This is a genomic window from Mucilaginibacter sp. (assembly GCF_964263795.1).
GTDB lineage: Bacteria > Bacteroidota > Bacteroidia > Sphingobacteriales > Sphingobacteriaceae > Mucilaginibacter.
In genome coordinates this window covers 1-16,656 of record NZ_CAXVWK010000091.1, presented here as the reverse complement: position 1 = coordinate 16,656, position 16,656 = coordinate 1, and the positions used below count along the sequence as shown (strand labels likewise).

The window sequence follows — 16,656 nt, the reverse complement described above, 5'->3', positions numbered from 1 at the left end:
GTATCATCCGGCGGTATCTTGCCATAATCTACTATGGGCCATATCCAGCCATCGGTATAGGTTTGAGAGGCTACTACATTCTGCAGCGTCCATTGGTGCTGATAGGGCAGCCAGGGCTGTGCCTTGCCCCATTGCGTAAGCTGGTCGCCCATCTCGTACAGTTTACCATCAATATTGTCAAAAAAATCAACATTGCCGGAGAGTATAGTGAAGTTAGCTACATCCTGTTCAATGCTGCTGAGCTCGCCGGTGCCGCAGGGAATAATTTCCATCCCGTCCTGAACCACTTTTACCGGGTATTGGGTATAAGGCAGATTGCTGGTAACCGCAATATCATCCGGGAAGCCCAGTAACGCACGGTTATGCTGGGTAAGCGGCAGTTTAAACTGGTTGGAGGTATTGCCCTGCTGATTTTTTACCTCGGCCAGGTTGTTGATCTGAAAGGTAAGCGCAATGGGGCTATCGTCCGCAAGGTCGGCTAATTGATCGTTTATAAAAAGTTGATGTTGGTTCATAATGGTTTTTTAGTGCGGGAGCGGGCGAGAAGTGCGGGGAGCGGGTAAGCAAACGGATACACGACGCTTGCGCACTTCACATAGCTTATTCCGCTTTGGATACTTACTGCTACTGCCCCTGTACATTTACTGCCGGCAAATTAAACGTAATGCTAAATGGTGCCTGTCCGTTGCGGGTTTCGTACTCGCTATAGGTGGCTGTGTTAATTACTACGGTTTGCCACTTTACCGGGTTTTTGTTTACCAGCATCTGCACCTTAGGCGAGTATTTAATAGATTGCAGCCCTTTAATATCTGCTACAGGAAGGTCCTCGGCCATTACCTTTATTTTTTGACCTGCCGTTTTGCTGATCACCTCTTCTATGCTGTCCTGGTGTTCCCAATCATGCACATAGCTTTTAATGATCACGGCGTTCTGCACGTCAAGACTAACTTCCTGGTTGTAAATAAAGCGATAATAGTTCCAGGAGCCCTTAAGGCCTATCCAGCGAAGGTAAACGCTATGGTCGTCTACCGCGTCATCTATCCTGATCGTTTGCGTTTCGGTAACGTTCTGAACGTGCCCGGCATCGTCGGTAAATTTCAGGGCGATGTTAATGAAGTACACATCAGGTGCAAAGCTTTGGTTAATAAGTAACCGGTTAAGCCCCAGTTGCGCCGGCACCGGTATGGCCAACTGCGTCTGCCGGGCAATAACAAGTTTGCTGCCGTCCTGGTTCAATAGCCAGCCGCCGTCCTCGTTAAGCAGATAGCCGGTTTGCGGCCCGCCGGGTAATGGTTTGCGGTTGATATCCAGCAGCGTTATGTCGCAATAGATTTGCCGGCCGAGCAGGTCTTCGCTGTAGATGAAGCCGATATCGAAAGGGTAGCCGTTGCTAAAGGCGGGTTCGGCAAAATCGGTGATCCATTTAGCTTTTTCGGAACCTGCGGGCGAATTGCTAAATGGTACGTAAGCCGCCAGGTTGCCGCCATATTGCTCGCCCAGTTGTTTGGCGGCATAAAGGACGTAATAAGTTGGGTTAATGGATATATAGGCCGACGTATTGGTTACGCCGTCCTCTTCCCATTCTTCGGCGTAGGCCACCTGGTAGCTGGCGCTCAGGTTATCATCCCGGTAGTTATATTGGGTGAAGGTACTCTCGTCCTTAGCATGTAAGATACTCTGCAGAAAATTAGCCAGATCTGCCCGGGTCACCCCCTTGTGATCGGGCCGGTTAGTTGATGTTATGGTGCTTTGCTTCCCGTTGATTTTATCAAAGTAAGTTACACGGGTGATGATGCGGTAATAGGCCTTCAACTTGTTGATGTTAACAAAACCGACAGCATCGCCGTTAAAAGGCGCATCGATAATTAACTGGTCAGTTTCTGTTTTGTCAGATACTTTGTAAATGCCGTTGTAAGCCCCGGCTTCCAGATAAACCGTATCGCCTTTTGCAATCTTGGCAACATTTGCATTCACGGTAACCATCGCCTGGCCGCTTGCGGTATGCAATTGTACGCCGGTTACCGCAAAATCCTTACGTTGATAAGTAAATACCACAGGGTTGAAGGCCGCACTCCAGCGCGACACATTGCCGCCGGGCAGCGTTACCGAAGGATCTGATAAGAGCAGGTTTTTGAGTGATGGCACTTGTACCGACAATTGTGCGCTGCAATTATTGGCATCACGGGCATAAACGGTGGTGAACCCTCCTGAAAGATTGCTGAATACTGGTGACGACTGATAATTTACGGCATCCAGGCTAAATTCAACAGGAAGATAGCTTGATGTAGCGTTCACGGTGATCTGCCCGTCGCCTGCGCCTGTGGCCGATTCGGGCTGGTTTACAGCGATATAGTTGATGCTAAGGTCGCAACTTAAAACAGGCGGGTCTGCATCTGGCACCGCGCTAATACCGGTTATAGTAAATGCGGTAAAGTAGGGGTGGGCAGGGTCGCTATCGCTGATCTTTCCCGTAAAAATGGCAATGCTTTGTCCGGGGATATTTACGCTGTAATTGCTGATGCTGCCGTTATCATTAACTTGGTAGCTTACGCTTACATTGTTGCCGTTGGCCGGCTGGCCTGTGGCCGCGTTTGTGATTTTGATATACACCCGGCCATTTACCTGGTTGCCCAGGTTGTAAGTGCTGGTATAATCTATTTGAGCTATTAAAGACATGGTTAGTTAATAGTGGGTTATGGGCGTCGAGTTAGGAGTAGGTGGAAGATTTGCAGTTAATCTCAACCAAACGCCTCGTAATACATACTGTTCAGCGTTATGGTTAGGCCAACGCCGGTGGTATTTACATCGAATTTGTTATACACCGGAATGCATTTGGCCTTTTCGCCGGCTTTGATACGGAAATAGCGTCCGTTGCCATCACGGTATCTTGCAGCCTTTACGATAAATTCATTGGCCATGTGCAGCGCTTGTTGAATGTAGGTTTCGTTTTCGGCAGTGTATTGGCCAAATTCTGTCTGATACAGAAATTCCAGGTAAATCGTAAAAACGTTGTCGACAGAGCCGTTTACATGCGGCGAAACAACAATGGGCTGCATCGGATACAGCATTATACAGGGAAACAGGGTATCGTCGGCCAGGGTATTTAACTCTTTCTCGGTGCCATATAGAAAGTTAGGTGCCGCGCTAAGTAATTGGGTTACGGCTTCGATTTGATTTCGCATATGGGGTAATCAAGTAATTATGTTGTTATTGTGAGCCTGTCGAACCCTTGGAAAGCGAATAGGTCTTCGACAAGCTCAGACTGACTCGTGTAACCGTCATGGTTAGCCTGTCGAACCATTAGTGAAGCGAATAGGTCTTGGACAAGCTCAGCGGCCAATTGCTTACTGCGAACTGCTCAGTTCCAGATACCTTTTCTGGTACTCGGCTTCGGTTTTGTTCAGGAGCAGTTTGGTGAGGATCCGTTCGTACGGCAAGGCCAGGATAAGATGCCATTTGGTGACATCGCCACCGGCCAGGGAATTTATTGTATTGATATACTTAAACTTTTCGAACGCATGGATGCCTGCACGTTTTTCCATAGCTGTTGCAGCCGATGCCAGCAGCCGGTTCTCTGCCTCGATAAGTCGGGATAACTCAAAAAAAAATGTTTAGCAATGGGCAGCGCCTCCGTTACCCTTAACTGTTTAACGTGGTCGGCAAATGCGGCGGCTGCATATTCATCATACGGATTACCGGTTACCCGGCAATATAGATAGTAGCCTAAAACTTTGCTGCAGGCACCCAATGAGGGGTTAAAATAATCCTGCCAGTTTTCCTCGCCGTAAATTTTTATATGATCAGCAATCTCATCGGCAATGATATCACGCGCTGCCATAAAAGCACCGGCCGGTTCTACCGATAAATTGCGGAGCACATTCACGGTAACCGGTTTATTATCTATCAACAGTGTAATGGTTTTAGGGACCTCGTCGCTGTTATACAAATATTTGATCTGGTGCGAAAGTGACAATACTGCATCGGCGAACTGCACAAAGTCTGCTGCATTTGTCACCGATTTAAGATCGCTTACCTTCACATCGGATAGGATGCTGATCGCGTCCAGATCGCCCAGGTCTTTTGCCTCCTGCAGTGCCATCATTTGCCCCAGCGTAACTTCATCAAGCCGCGATGGGATGCGCACCTTTAGTTTGCCATGTGTTGTTCTAAGTGTTTTTTCTATCATGTGTTCAGTTTGATTAAATAGTAGACGTGCAGGGGCGACTTAACCGATCATTTCATCCATCAGGCTCCTGCTTAACCTTTGTTCACGGTAGGGGAGCCGGGTTGTGGTTGCCTTTAGTTTGGTTGTTTTAAGCAGGTTAAGGGCCACATAGCGCAGTGGGTCTATCAGGTGGTTGCAGGCATCTATGGGCTGGTTAAGCGTGTTGCCGCTTTTGTCGGTTTTCCACTTGTATTTATCCAGTTCCTTGCGCAGGTTTACACTGCTGCGGGTAATGTTGATGTGATAACGTTTAAGTATGTCGATAGAGTGGTTAACACTATCGGCACCTTTTTTAGCGCCGCTGATATTCCAGCCCAGTCGTTTCAGTTCTTCTATTGATTTCGGCTCGGCGCTATCAGCAATAATCGTCGTTGATTTGTTTAACCCCGCTCGCTTTAGTTTTTTCGAGATATCGGCATTGGTAAGTTCTGTTTGGTAAATCAGTTCGTCTACCCATAGTTCACCGTTTTGCTTGTATACCAGCAGGCAGCCGGTTTCATCATTAGTGAAACCAAAATCGAGCCCGGCGGCAAGCAGCTTGGCATCCTCGGGAATCTGTTCGCAAATACTCCAGTTGGTAAACACCAGGCCGGTAATGCGGCCGGTTAAGCCACGGGCGTAAACTTTCCATAATTCATAATCTTCATCCTTAAGGGACTCTACTTTCTTGCGGATGCCATCACCCGCAAAAGGGTTATGGCGATGGTCGGAGATGATCAGTTCTACTTCCGGCTGGCCGATGAGCCGCTCATGCGCCCAAAAGCCCGAGTTGGGATTATAGTCGATGAATATACGTTTGCGGGTGCGAAGCGAAAGTTCCAGATAAATATCCCAGGATATGCCATTGGCTTCGTTCACAAAAAGGTAATCTCTTTTGCCGGCTTTGGCATCCTGCGCGTTGGCATAGCTTTTAAACTCAATAATGCTGCCGTTATGGAATTCATAAACCCTGTCGGATATGTTGAATTTTTTTAGCATCCGTATAAATACCGGGGAACTCTTACTAATCTCGTCGGCATCTCGCATCGCACCCGACTTTAGATTCGGTATATCCTGTCCTACAACGGTTATAATGAGTTTTTGGCTTACAGCAAGGGTGAAAAGTACTTGCTCTATAGCGTAAGTTTTTCCGGAGCTGGTACCGCCCTGGTTAATTACCACCTGGGCGGCCGAATTGTAATTGTGTTTGAATAAAGCTGTGGTTTCCATTTGTAAATTGTAGGGCAGCAGGGTTATTGAAGCAGCACATCTCTTTCCGTGCGGGCTATCTGCGGGCCGGCATCGATTATTACTATTTGCAAGTTTTTTGGCATAGTTGCTTGCGGTATTTCTAACCTGTCTACCCAACCCATACTTTTTAAGGCGAAAATGGCACCCGTTGGCGATTGCTGGTGCAGGCGCTTTTCGTATTCAGCCTCTACCCGTAAACGCGCTTTTTTAACTATCCTGCGATACTTGCCTTTCTGCTCGTATTTTTCAAAATCCTGCCTGCTGGCAAAACCTAAAAAGTGTGCAAGGCCTGTCAACAAAGCAGGTTCGGGCAGGCGGTCCCAAACTATTTTTTTTAATGCCTGCGTTGTTTTTTTAATTGGTCCCGGGTCGGATTCTTCAAAATGGTATTCTCCCTTAATAAAAGCAAAATACGCATCGATACGTTCCGCCAGCAAGTGGGGTTGATCGGTTGAATACATGAAAAGTGAAGTTTATGATTAAAATGCCGATTGGCATATATTGTATTCAAATGTACGACTTTAATTTTGAAATTGCTAATATTATTAGAAATAAATTTGTCTTTAGGTTGTCACTAATTTGGTTTCGCGGTAAAGGCAAAATCCAAACCTTTATATTTGCTCGCCTTCACCTAAACTACAATGACAATCAATAAGGTTTTCTGGTTATTGTTTTATGCCATTTTATTCCCGCTTATGTTATCGGCGCAGGACAGGAAAGCCAATATCCCTTTAACCCAGCGGCGATTTAATGATACGCTGGTAGCCTTGCAAAATGATACCCTACAGCAAAAAGACCTTTACGATGTAATCAGTTCTATCTTTAATAAAAATAAACCGGCACAAAACAAGGCTACGGTTATAGGCACCCGGCCGGTATTTTCCATATTGCCGGCAGTGGGATATACGCTGCAAACCAAACTGGCCATTACCCTGGCAGGTAATGTTGCTTTCCGTACTGCGCCGGGCTCGCGTATCTCTACCATTTCGTCAAACTCAGCTTACACACAACGCAAGCAGATCATTATCCCTATCCAATCCAATATCTGGAGCCATGATAATAACTACAACTTTATAGGCGACATCAAATATTACAAATATCCGCAAAGCACTTTTGGTTTAGGCAGCAATTCATCTGTACGTAATGAAAACCCGATGGATTACACCCTGTTCAGGTTTTACGAGACGATCTTAAAGCATATTATTGGTAACCTATATGCCGGTGCCGGTTTTATATACGATAAACACTTTAACGTATCCGAGACCGGCAATCCCGATGGCAGCTTATCTGATTATGCCAGGTACGGCCCGCAAAGCAGTACAGTATCGGCAGGGATAACGCTTAATATGCTTATTGATATGCGCGATAATTCTATAAGCCCAACGCGCGGTTTTTACACAGCGTTGGTGTATCGTGATAACAAAGATTTCCTGGGCAGTACGTCATCATGGAAATCTCTAGTCGTTGATATTCGTAAATACATCAGGTTTCCGGCAGGTTCTGATAATGTACTGGCCTTATGGAGTTATGATTGGCTGGTGCTGACCGGTAAACCGCCTTACCTTGACCTGCCCGCAAATACCTGGGACCAGTACAACGGAACGGGCAGAGGGTATATACAGGGCCGCTTTCGCGGATCAAAGATGGTATATGCCGAAAGTGAGTACCGTTACAGAATCACCAGAAACGGTTTGCTTGGTGGCGTGGCCTTTATAAATGCCGATTCGTTTTCGGGTGCACCAGGCAGCGGTTTACAGCGGGTACAGCCGGGCTACGGGGCTGGTTTGCGCATTAAGCTTAACAAAGTGTCTAAAACCAATATTGCCGTTGATTACGGATTTGGCAACCAGGGTTCTAAAGGTGTGTTTGTAACAGTAGGTGAGATTTTTTAACATACTTTAAATAGATTTAATCTTTTGTTTATAAAATGCACACAATCAGCAATATTTTGTAAAATATCAGTTGTTTAACCGAAACTTTTTGAATTGCAAACTCGTTTATATAGTAAGTTAAAAATTGTTAAATATTTACGATGATGCGTTCGGAAAATAAAATGCAGATATTTTTTTAGTAATTTTATAACAACTGTAAAGCCTATGCAATCAAAACGGTTTACTCACTTGTGTATTTGCTTAATTGCGCTGCTATCGGCAATGGTATCTTCATGCCAGAAAGAAGCAAGTGACAAAGAGGTTGCACAGCAGCAAGCTACGATGAAAGCGGATAGCGCTATTTCCAAATCTGCTCCGGGTAATTACCTGGCTGCAGCCGGAACACTCACCATTACCGTTAAAGATTCTACCTATACTTTTGATGCCGGGCGCGATTCTGTTGCCTTTGTTAACCTAACCGTGGGCGATGAAAAGTATTTTGGGATAACAGCAATAAACAAAGCCCATACCATGAGCTTTGGCCTTAGTTCGAAAGGGTTACCTGCCGCCCCGGTTGCCCGTGGTGTAGAGGGCAGCCAGCTGATATTGCGGCCCGATGCGCTGCACAACAAACAATATACCCTTACCCGCTTTACGGAACCGGGCGATGCCGGTGTAATAAAACTGGCCGCCTACAGGCAAGACAGCCTTTTAGCCAAAGGTACCTTCTTTACTTTTTTGGCAACTGACGATAAAGCTGACGCGCCGTTTTACCGTGTTGAAGGCAAGTTTGATCTTCGGTTGAAAAAGTAAGATTGGCTTAAATAGCCTTCCTGATCTTGTAATTGCGCTTCCGATTTTGTGCAATTTTGATATTGACAGGATATTGTAAAAAACCCGATACCACCCTTGTAATTTGCCTCAATCCCTTTAAAAACAGGGCTTTTTTGCGTACCTTTACACAAAAACAAAAGGAGATTAATGAAAGTATTTATTGGAGGCCTTCCACTTGAAGTGAGTGAGGCCGAACTAAATGCGGTTTTTGGAGATTTTGGGCCTGTTAAGTCCCTTAGAATCGTAAAAGATCGTGAAACAAAAGAGAGCAGGGGTTTTGGGTTTGTTGAAATGGTGAACGAAGACGAAGCTAAAGAAGCTATCAGGTGCATGAACGGGCAAAGCTATTACGGCAAACGCATTACTGTTAATATTGCTGAAGATAAAGGCCCCGGTTTTGGTGGCGGTGGCAATAACAGAGGCTTTAGCCGTAATTAATACCCCTTATAATATTATCTTTTTAAAAGCCGGCATCGTCCGGCTTTTTTTATGCGCCTCAGTTTATATCGTGTTTCGTTGTAGTTGAATTTACCACTTTTTGAAGTATCTTTTTTGAACTCGCTTTTATTAGTAGTATTCTTGTATAGCCCTTATAACAAGATATTTTGCATTTATTAGGTAATATCAATAAGCTTTGGATCAGAATAACAGGGTCCACCGCCGAGTTTCCGCTGGAGACCAGGATATTCCACTCCCTTTGTATAATTGCCATAATAGCACTGGGCTATAATGTGCCTTTTAACTACATTATCGGCCTGCCGCTTATAGCGCTTTTCAGCCTTATTGCCCTGCTTGTTTTCTCGTATTTGTACTACCGGTCACGTTACCAGCGTATCACCCAGTCAACTTTTATCATCTTTGCGGTTATCGGCCACGTGCTGTTCATTGCCAATTTCTTTTTCAATTCAGGTACAAACGGGCCAACCGATATGCTGATGGGGCTAAGTATTTTGTTATTGCTTTGCGTAGCACCCAAAAACCAGCAAAAATTCTGGGTGTTTACCAATGTGCTTATTGTGGTAGCACTGCACATTATCGAGTACTTGTACCCGGCGGCCGTGCCTAATACTTACCAGGATAAGCAAAGCCGTTACTTCGATATTACATCAGGCTATATTGTGGTGGTAGTGGTTATTTATTATACCGTTACTTACCTGCGCCGCAATTACGACCATGAAAAACGGTCGGCGTCTGATAAAGCGACATCCATCGAACACAAAAACCTGCAGATAACCGGGCAGAATCATGAGCTGGAGCGCATTAATACCGAGCGTAACAAGCTAATGTCCATTATCGCGCATGATCTGCGGTCGCCATTAAGTAACATTCAAAATTACCTGGAGCTGGTAACCGAGTATGAACTGGACACCGACGAACGCCGTATGGTAGAGGGCGACTTGCTAAAAGTAACCCACCGTACCATTGATATGTTAAGCAAGTTGCTGGTGTGGTCAAAAGCCCAAATGGATGGCGTAAATGTAAAGTTAGGACACATATCCCTTCGCGATGCACTTTATAATACCTTCGAATTAGAACGCTCTATTGCCCTTAAAAAAAATATTACCATGAGCAGCGAGGTAGATTGGGATGTTAAAATTGTCGCTGATTCCGATATGCTGCAACTGGTTATCCGTAACCTAATTAGTAACGCTATTAAATTTACGCCTAACGGTGGACAGATCAGTTTTAAAGCCCGGCAAATAGGCCGTGAATGCTGGTTAATTATTCGTGATAACGGCATAGGGATCTCTCCCGAAAAACAGACTGAACTATTTTCACTTAGGGCCGAATCTACCTTTGGTACGGAGCACGAAAAAGGCGTTGGCCTTGGCCTGTTGCTTTGCAAAGAATTTACCGAATTGCAGGGTGGCCGCATCTGGCTGGAAAGCCCTGCGGGCGAAGGTACCGTGTTTTACGTATCCATGCCTGCCGGCAACTAGCTTTAGGCTAAGCCAAAAGTTAAAATATGCTCTGAAAGTTAACCGGTTTATTACGTCACTTTCATGCATTTTTACTTTTGAATTTTTACTTTTGCTTTATATGAGGCCCGGCGATAAAGTAATTTGCATAAACGACAAAATAGATCCTGACAAAACCGAGGAGATCCGTCGCGATTTTGAGATATGGATCACCAAGGATAAAGAATACACCATCCGCGAAATTCTGGACAATAACGGCATCGTTACTGGTGTACTGCTGGAAGAGGTGCACAATTTCCCAAAATTCTTTAAACTCATTAACCGCTTTCAGGAACCGGCTTTCGCCATCTGGCGTTTCCGCAAACTTCAGTATAATGCAACCCCGGCCGAGGCTTTAAGCGAAGTAGATGAATTGGTTGAGGTAGAGGAAGAGCATCTAATTAAAACCAAGTAATATCAGCATAACACTTGAATATGCAGTATATGTTTAATGGCATATAAAATAAGTGGCATAGTTGTTTCAACAGGATTACCGCTTTAAACCTTCCACTTTTAACTTTCCACTTTTTACATCCATTCCATTTGTTCTGCCGCCTCTGTTTCTACCAAATAGGTAAGTATATTGCGCAAAACGGCTTCCCGTGCCCACTGCTGTTCTATAAGTGATGCATCTTCACGGTACCAATGCAGGGCTTCATTGATTTGGATACGAGTTTTATAAACAAACTGTTTAGTAGGGTGGGTTTTCGTGCCCTCGTAACTGTTCAGGTTTTCGGCTTTAATGATGCGTGCAAACTGTTTCAGGGTGATGTCCAGTTGCAGGCACTCGTCAATTGAGTTTTTAAAATCCTGCTTGTCTTCCAGCCACAGTGTAAATGTGTCTTCATTCAATTCGTGTTCGGCAATGCAAATCCGGCTGTAATCGTAATCTACAGATATGATCATCCACCATAGCTGGTCCTTTAATTTTTGTGTTAATTTCATTTTGATTGGGTTGCTTTTTGATTGGTTCATTACTCTTTCAATTTTTAAATCATTGTGGTTAAGCCTTTAACTTAAATTCCGGTGTCCATCCCGGTAGGTATTTTTGGATGTCGGCTATTTCCTGCTGATACTTTTGGCAGGCGGCCTGGTAGCCCTTTAAGCGCTGCTGTAAAGTAGTTGTTGCTTGCTTTGTATTGGTTTCGCGCAGTGCGCTATAGGCGATATACATGTTATTGGTGATTGTGGTAAATAGTCTCAGCTTATGTGCACACACTAATAATTAGCTGTTGTTACGGATAATAATTCTTTATATTCTTTATACATGATTTGATGATGTGAATAATAAGCCGTAGCTTAGTTGCTAACGACGATTCAAATATAAAGAATATTCTTTAAATAAATAAAGAAAAATCTGTAAATATTTATTTTTAGTATGGAAGATCAATCGAAGCCCAATAAAATTAAAACCGTAAGGCCTGAAACACTGGAGTTTATCATCTTATATAACCAATTAAGGGGAAAAGCTTTTAATAACAATACCGAGCTTGCCGAGTCGCTTGGATTTAATTCGGCAAGTAGTATAACCGAAATTATTAAGAGCCGACAAAATATTGACCCGGAAAAGCTAAATATCTTTAAAGAAAAATACAGCGATCAATTAGGTATAAAGAAACCTACAGATAAACCTGTGAATTTATTGGTTGCCGCAGATGAGGCAGGTATTCCGATGTATGATATTATCGCCACAGCATCTGGTGTAGAAGTATATAATGATATCAACGACGCCAGGCCGGTGGGCCGCATGAACTTCCCCGGTATAGAGGAGTGCGACTTTGCTTTACCCGTATGGGGCCATTCCATGTATCCCTATCTGGAGAACGGCTGCTGGGTAGCGCTTAAGATCATAACCGATAAGAAGATTTTACCCGGAGAGGTGTATTATATAGAATGGGGCGACTATCGTATGTACAAACGTTTGCTGGCCAGTGATAACCCGGAAGAAGTAATTGCCCACTCGGATAATACAACAGAGATGATTGGCAACCGGTTAAAGTATGCGCCGTTCCCTATCCGGATAGACGAGATCAAAAAGCTATGCCTTGTTAAAGATATTCATAAAAAGCATAATCATTAGAGTGGTGAGTGGTGAGTGGTGAGTGGTGAGTGGTGAGTGGTGAGTGGTGAGTGGTGAGTGGTGAGTGGTGAGTGGTGAGTGGTGAGTGGTGAGTGGTGAGTGGTGAGTGCCATTATGATAAGTAAAAATCTGTGTAATCAATTATAAATCTGTGTATTCTGAACTAATGAACATCCGCCTCGCTGCCCTTACCGATATCACGGCTATTATGTTGCTGATAAAAGATGTAGTGCCACTTATGCAGGCCACCGGTAATTTTCAGTGGAGCGATGATTATCCCAACCCTGCCGTTTTTGAAAGAGATATCAGCCTTGATCAACTTTGGGTTGCGCAAGCTGAGGACGCTATTGCCGGGGTTATCGCAATCACACAAGATCAAAGTGAAGAATACATCCAGGTTGGCTGGGATATCAACGAGCCGGCAATTGTAACGCACAGACTAGCGGTTAGTCCGTATTACCGTGGATTAGGGATAGCCGAAAAACTATTAGTAAAAGCCGAAGAAGTAGCTACAGAAAAAGGAATTACCATTTTACGGATAGATACCAATACCAACAATCAGGCAACCCAAAAGCTGTTTCCTAAACTCGGTTATATCTACGCCGGCGAAATTAGCCTAAACTTCAGGCCCGGACTAAGGTTTGTTTGTTTTGAGAAGCGTTTAATAAACGTATAATACGCAATTGCATCTTTCAGCTGCGACTTAAAATCATTTAAACACCGGCTAAAAGCTGTAGAATAAAAATATTTATATGTATTCCTAAAAGGAGTAAATTCATTTATATTTGTGCGTCATAGTAAATGATTGTAACCATTGATTGTTGAATTAATTTATAATTAACAATATCCCATCCATGTTTCACAATTTATTGTTTGGATTGGTAAACCAGTTTAGTGTAGGTACGCCATTACAGAATTTTGGTGTTTACACCATTATTATGGTGCTGCTATTAACGGTGGTAGTGCAGATTAATGCACATCATGAAACTGGTGTACGAAAGTTGTTGATACGCTTTATAACGATAGTGCGTGACAAAATTTATAAACCCTAAACATAATTTGTAGTATTTATATTTATGGTATTGCCATGATATTATTTGTGACCATCATGCGCGAAATTTGTTGCTATCTACAATACAAAAACATCAAATATGGAATACAGACAATTAGGGGGCTCGGGATTAAAGGTTCCGGTGCTGAGTTTTGGTACAGCAACGTTTGGCGGATCGGGCCAGTTTTTCAAGGCCTGGGGTAACACACAGTTAGACGATGCTAAAAAGCTGGTGCAGTTTTGTATGGATGCCGGTGTAAATATGTTCGATACGGCGGATGTATACTCAAATGGCATCTCAGAGGAGATCCTGGGCAAAGCGCTGGAAGGCATACGTAACGAGGTTTTAATATCTACTAAGGCAACTTTTAAAATGGGCGATGATCCCAATTACGGCTCGTCACGTTATCATTTAATCCGTTCTGTTGATAACAGCCTGCGCAGGTTACAGACAGACCACATCGATATTTATCATATGCACGGTTTTGACGGTAACACACCTGTAGAGGAAACCTTGCACGCTTTGGATGACCTGATTACAAGTGGCAAAGTGCGTTACATAGCCTGCTCCAACTTTTCGGGTTGGCATCTGATGAAGTCACTCTCTGTATCCGAGCGGTACGGCTGGGCAAAATATATCGCCCATCAGGCGTATTACTCATTGCTTGACCGTGAATTTGAGCTGGAATTAATGCCCTTAGGTATCGATCAAAAGGTAAGCACAATAGTTTGGAGCCCGCTATCATCAGGCAGGTTAAGCGGTAAATTCCGCAGGGGCACACCATTGCCCGAGGGTAACCGACTGGCACAGGGCGGCAGCCATGGCCCTGCAACAGATTTTGAACACCTATATAATATAGTAGAGGTGCTGGATGAGGTGGCCGAAGAAACCGGCAAATCAGTAGCACAGGTATCACTTAACTGGCTGCTGCAGCGCCCAACTGTGGCTAACCTGGTTATTGGTGCCCGTAACGAGGAGCAGCTGAAGCAAAACCTGGAAGCAGTAGGATGGAACCTTACTACCGACCAGGTTAAGCGGTTAGATACAGTCAGCCAAAAGCCGCCTATCTATCCGTATTGGCACCAGCAACAGGATACCAACCTGAATCCGCTTCCAAAATTCTATTAAACTTACAACGCCTCCCGGTACCGGGAGGCGTTGTAATCTGCGTTGTGCCGCATTTAATCCGTGGATAGAAAACTTTAGTAATATACCATGACGTTTGATTTTGATGATTTCTACGATAAACTATTGAAGCGGAAAATCTATTTTGATAAATTTCCTAAAGGCCAATTGTTACGTTATAAAAACAAAACGCTTCCGTTACTTAAAAGAAGTGTAATGGAAAAGGATCAGAATGGATTATCAGCCACACTCGCCGTGATCTATCATGATGGAGGAGACAGCGACTATACAGATATTTTGTTGGATCTTTTAGATAAGAAATGGCATATACTTATTGAGGACATAGTTGAAGTTTTAGGAAAGATTAAAGATCCTGAGACTGTAAACAAGTTATACGAAGTTGCAATTGATATTCCGGATTGGGATGAAATGCGAGGACTAGCAAAAAAATGTATGTGGGCATTAAATGCAATTGGAACGCCGGAGGCAATTAAAAAATTGGAACAATTACAAAGTATGGATGATTGGATAATCAAAGAAAACGCAACCTTCCAACTGGAAAAAGTTATAAAGAAGCGCTGATTTTATTGGCAATGTCGGTAGGCAACGGGTAAAAGGCGCTTTTTGGTAGGGCTATTTATTGCATTGTGCCGCATTTAATCCTTGGATAGAAAACTTTACGATAATACCATGACATTTGATTTCGAAGAATTTTACAGCCAATTGCTAGAAGATAAAATCTATTTTGATGATTTTCCTAAAGGACGTTTATCTCAATTTAAAAGCAAAACGCTTCCTTTACTAAAGAAAAACGTACGAGAACGGGATCAAAATGGATTATCAGCCACTCTCGCGGTTATTTATTATGACGGCGGCGACCAAGATTATACGGATATTTTGTTGAATCTTTTAGATCAGAAATGGCATATTCTTATTGAGGACATAGTTGAAGTTTTAGGAAAGATTAAAGATCCTAAGACTGTAAACAAGTTGTATGAAGTTGCAATTAATGTTCCGGATTGGGATGAAATGCGAGGATTAGCAAAAAAATGTATGTGGGCGTTAAGTGCAATTGGAACGCCGGAAGCAATTAAAAAGCTGGAACAGTTACAAAGTATGGATGATTGGATAATCAAAGAAAACGCAACCTTCCAACTGGAAAAAGTTATAAAGAAGCACTGATTTTATTGGCAATGTCGGTAGGCAACGGGTAAACGGCGTTTTTTTGGAATTGTCGAAATGTGATAAATATGAGTGCCTTAGTGCCCATTCAAATTGGAACGCGTTATTTTGATTGCCAAAACATGTTCCTGATTCTTCTCTGTACCCCACCCACAAAGGTACATCATCTGTAAAAATGAGGGCCTGTCCACGTCATTCTATTCTTTAAAAGGAGGCGATACAAAAGTTTAGTGTTGCACTCTAGATTTTCATAAAACGTAACGTAGCTGGCAGTTTTCTTTGGTTACTTTCATTTGCTACCAAAAGAAAGTAACATCCACTAACGATTCATATCTTACTGCCATTCATAACAAAGCACAAACGCCAGTATTTTCAACCGGCGTTTGATTCGTAACTAATTCATTGGCGATATCTACAATTCTCTTATCTTAATGTCCTTAAAGTAAGCCTTATGTCCATGATCCTGTAGTGCAATATGGCCGGTTTTAGCCATGCCGTACTCCGGATGATCTTTCCATTTGCCTTCGGCTTTTTTCTTTTTCCAGTCAGCATCCCAGGCGGTAAACTCAATTATTTTTTTGCCGTTAAGCCAATGCTCTACATGCCCTTTGTTAAAAACAATTTTGCTGGTGTTCCATTGGCCAACCGGCATTACCTTTTTTAAAGCATTAGCCGTATGCATTGCGTAATCGGCACCGGTTTTTTGCCAGTCTTCCAGTTTATCGGGTACCCATCCAATATCGTCTATGATCTGGTATTCGGGGCCGGTAAGGTAGGTCGATTCGTACCTGTGATCTTCAACCACGTGGTACAGCACGCCGCTGTTGCTGGCCGCATCTATTTTCCAGCTCCAGGTTAGTTCAAAATTGCTGTATTGTTTATCGGTTACAATATCGCCGCCGGTATCGGTACCCTTTACCGCACCCAGGCAAACCAGTGCACCGTTCTCAATCTCCCAGTTTTGCACCGGTGTTTTTTTGTTATAGCCGTGCCAGCCCTTTAAGTCCTTACCGTTGAACAATTTTACCCAACCGGTTTTTTTTGCCTGGGCAAAGCCGCTGGTGGCTGCGCAGGCCATAGCGGCTGCAAGGCCTAATAT

At 43.7% G+C, this 16,656-nt stretch carries 22 protein-coding genes; 11 read left to right on the top strand and 11 right to left on the bottom strand.

The window, feature by feature from the left end; translation table 11 throughout:
* From ACE5CV_RS15030 to ACE5CV_RS15000, 7 genes are all read right to left on the bottom strand, one after another.
* A partial coding sequence (locus ACE5CV_RS15030) for a hypothetical protein (protein WP_374951011.1) occupies window positions 1-515 on the bottom strand: 515 nt, incomplete at its 3' end.
* A gap of 109 nt (window positions 516-624) precedes the next feature.
* Complete coding sequence (locus tag ACE5CV_RS15025) at window positions 625-2,676, bottom strand: hypothetical protein (RefSeq protein ID WP_374951010.1); 2,052 nt, start codon at window positions 2,674-2,676, stop codon at window positions 625-627.
* Between the two features lie 62 nt (window positions 2,677-2,738).
* Complete coding sequence (locus tag ACE5CV_RS15020) at window positions 2,739-3,182, bottom strand: hypothetical protein (RefSeq protein ID WP_374951009.1); 444 nt, start codon at window positions 3,180-3,182, stop codon at window positions 2,739-2,741.
* Between the two features lie 162 nt (window positions 3,183-3,344).
* Window positions 3,345-3,542 carry a hypothetical protein gene (locus ACE5CV_RS15015; RefSeq protein WP_374951008.1) on the bottom strand — a complete coding sequence of 66 codons (198 nt, stop codon included), beginning with the start codon at window positions 3,540-3,542 and terminating at the stop codon, window positions 3,345-3,347.
* The gene (locus tag ACE5CV_RS15010) at window positions 3,485-4,186 is read right to left on the bottom strand and encodes a hypothetical protein (RefSeq protein ID WP_374951007.1); all 702 of its coding nucleotides are present in this window, start codon (window positions 4,184-4,186) and stop codon (window positions 3,485-3,487) included. The genes ACE5CV_RS15015 and ACE5CV_RS15010 overlap by 58 nt, the downstream gene beginning before the upstream one ends.
* 39 nt (window positions 4,187-4,225) lie before the next feature.
* Complete coding sequence (locus tag ACE5CV_RS15005; RefSeq protein ID WP_374951006.1) at window positions 4,226-5,434, bottom strand: PBSX family phage terminase large subunit; 1,209 nt, start codon at window positions 5,432-5,434, stop codon at window positions 4,226-4,228.
* A 23-nt stretch (window positions 5,435-5,457) separates the two neighbouring features.
* Entirely contained in the window at window positions 5,458-5,916 is a 459-nt protein-coding gene (locus tag ACE5CV_RS15000) for a terminase small subunit (protein ID WP_374951005.1), read from the bottom strand.
* Window positions 5,917-6,096: 180 nt separating this feature from the next.
* Here ACE5CV_RS15000 and ACE5CV_RS14995 point away from each other — a divergent pair, with 180 nt between their 5' ends.
* The 5 genes from ACE5CV_RS14995 to ACE5CV_RS14975 all read left to right on the top strand — a co-directional run bounded on the left by ACE5CV_RS14995 (window position 6,097) and on the right by ACE5CV_RS14975 (window position 10,533).
* Window positions 6,097-7,347, top strand: a complete 1,251-nt coding sequence (locus ACE5CV_RS14995; RefSeq protein WP_374951004.1) for a BamA/TamA family outer membrane protein — start codon at window positions 6,097-6,099, stop codon at window positions 7,345-7,347.
* Between the two features lie 204 nt (window positions 7,348-7,551).
* Window positions 7,552-8,139 carry a hypothetical protein gene (locus tag ACE5CV_RS14990; RefSeq protein ID WP_374951003.1) on the top strand — a complete coding sequence of 196 codons (588 nt, stop codon included), beginning with the start codon at window positions 7,552-7,554 and terminating at the stop codon, window positions 8,137-8,139.
* A gap of 168 nt (window positions 8,140-8,307) precedes the next feature.
* Complete coding sequence (locus tag ACE5CV_RS14985) at window positions 8,308-8,598, top strand: RNA recognition motif domain-containing protein (protein WP_374951002.1); 291 nt, start codon at window positions 8,308-8,310, stop codon at window positions 8,596-8,598.
* A gap of 167 nt (window positions 8,599-8,765) precedes the next feature.
* Window positions 8,766-10,100 carry a sensor histidine kinase gene (locus tag ACE5CV_RS14980; protein ID WP_374951001.1) on the top strand — a complete coding sequence of 445 codons (1,335 nt, stop codon included), beginning with the start codon at window positions 8,766-8,768 and terminating at the stop codon, window positions 10,098-10,100.
* A gap of 100 nt (window positions 10,101-10,200) precedes the next feature.
* Window positions 10,201-10,533: a hypothetical protein gene (locus ACE5CV_RS14975; RefSeq protein WP_374951000.1), complete on the top strand. Its 333-nt coding sequence runs from the start codon at window positions 10,201-10,203 to the stop codon at window positions 10,531-10,533.
* 113 nt (window positions 10,534-10,646) lie between these two features.
* Here the strand turns inward: ACE5CV_RS14975 and ACE5CV_RS14970 are convergent, their stop codons facing one another.
* Together ACE5CV_RS14970 and ACE5CV_RS14965 are read right to left on the bottom strand one after the other, a co-directional pair.
* Window positions 10,647-11,093: a hypothetical protein gene (locus ACE5CV_RS14970; protein ID WP_374950999.1), complete on the bottom strand. Its 447-nt coding sequence runs from the start codon at window positions 11,091-11,093 to the stop codon at window positions 10,647-10,649.
* 28 nt (window positions 11,094-11,121) lie between these two features.
* The gene (locus ACE5CV_RS14965) at window positions 11,122-11,292 is read right to left on the bottom strand and encodes a hypothetical protein (RefSeq protein ID WP_374950998.1); all 171 of its coding nucleotides are present in this window, start codon (window positions 11,290-11,292) and stop codon (window positions 11,122-11,124) included.
* Between the two features lie 204 nt (window positions 11,293-11,496).
* On the opposite strand from ACE5CV_RS14965, the gene ACE5CV_RS14960 reads away from it, so the two are divergent.
* The 6 genes from ACE5CV_RS14960 (at window position 11,497) to ACE5CV_RS14935 (ending at window position 15,557) form a co-directional block, all read left to right on the top strand.
* Window positions 11,497-12,198, top strand: coding sequence for a helix-turn-helix transcriptional regulator (locus tag ACE5CV_RS14960; RefSeq protein ID WP_374950997.1), 702 nt, complete (start codon window positions 11,497-11,499; stop codon window positions 12,196-12,198).
* Window positions 12,199-12,364: 166 nt separating this feature from the next.
* Window positions 12,365-12,874 carry a GNAT family N-acetyltransferase gene (locus ACE5CV_RS14955; protein WP_374950996.1) on the top strand — a complete coding sequence of 170 codons (510 nt, stop codon included), beginning with the start codon at window positions 12,365-12,367 and terminating at the stop codon, window positions 12,872-12,874.
* Between the two features lie 178 nt (window positions 12,875-13,052).
* Window positions 13,053-13,250 (top strand): hypothetical protein, encoded by a 198-nt coding sequence (locus tag ACE5CV_RS14950; RefSeq protein ID WP_374950995.1) that lies wholly within the window; start codon window positions 13,053-13,055, stop codon window positions 13,248-13,250.
* A 99-nt stretch (window positions 13,251-13,349) separates the two neighbouring features.
* Window positions 13,350-14,378 (top strand): aldo/keto reductase, encoded by a 1,029-nt coding sequence (locus ACE5CV_RS14945; protein WP_374950994.1) that lies wholly within the window; start codon window positions 13,350-13,352, stop codon window positions 14,376-14,378.
* Window positions 14,379-14,465: 87 nt separating this feature from the next.
* Window positions 14,466-14,957 (top strand): HEAT repeat domain-containing protein, encoded by a 492-nt coding sequence (locus ACE5CV_RS14940; RefSeq protein ID WP_374950993.1) that lies wholly within the window; start codon window positions 14,466-14,468, stop codon window positions 14,955-14,957.
* A gap of 108 nt (window positions 14,958-15,065) precedes the next feature.
* Window positions 15,066-15,557 carry a HEAT repeat domain-containing protein gene (locus ACE5CV_RS14935; RefSeq protein WP_374950992.1) on the top strand — a complete coding sequence of 164 codons (492 nt, stop codon included), beginning with the start codon at window positions 15,066-15,068 and terminating at the stop codon, window positions 15,555-15,557.
* Window positions 15,558-15,634: 77 nt separating this feature from the next.
* Here the strand turns inward: ACE5CV_RS14935 and ACE5CV_RS14930 are convergent, their stop codons facing one another.
* Window positions 15,635-15,748 (bottom strand): DUF4291 family protein, encoded by a 114-nt coding sequence (locus ACE5CV_RS14930; protein WP_374950991.1) that lies wholly within the window; start codon window positions 15,746-15,748, stop codon window positions 15,635-15,637.
* A 221-nt stretch (window positions 15,749-15,969) separates the two neighbouring features.
* Window positions 15,970-16,656: DUF1080 domain-containing protein (locus tag ACE5CV_RS14925; protein WP_374950990.1), on the bottom strand; the 687-nt coding region annotated here is incomplete at its 5' end.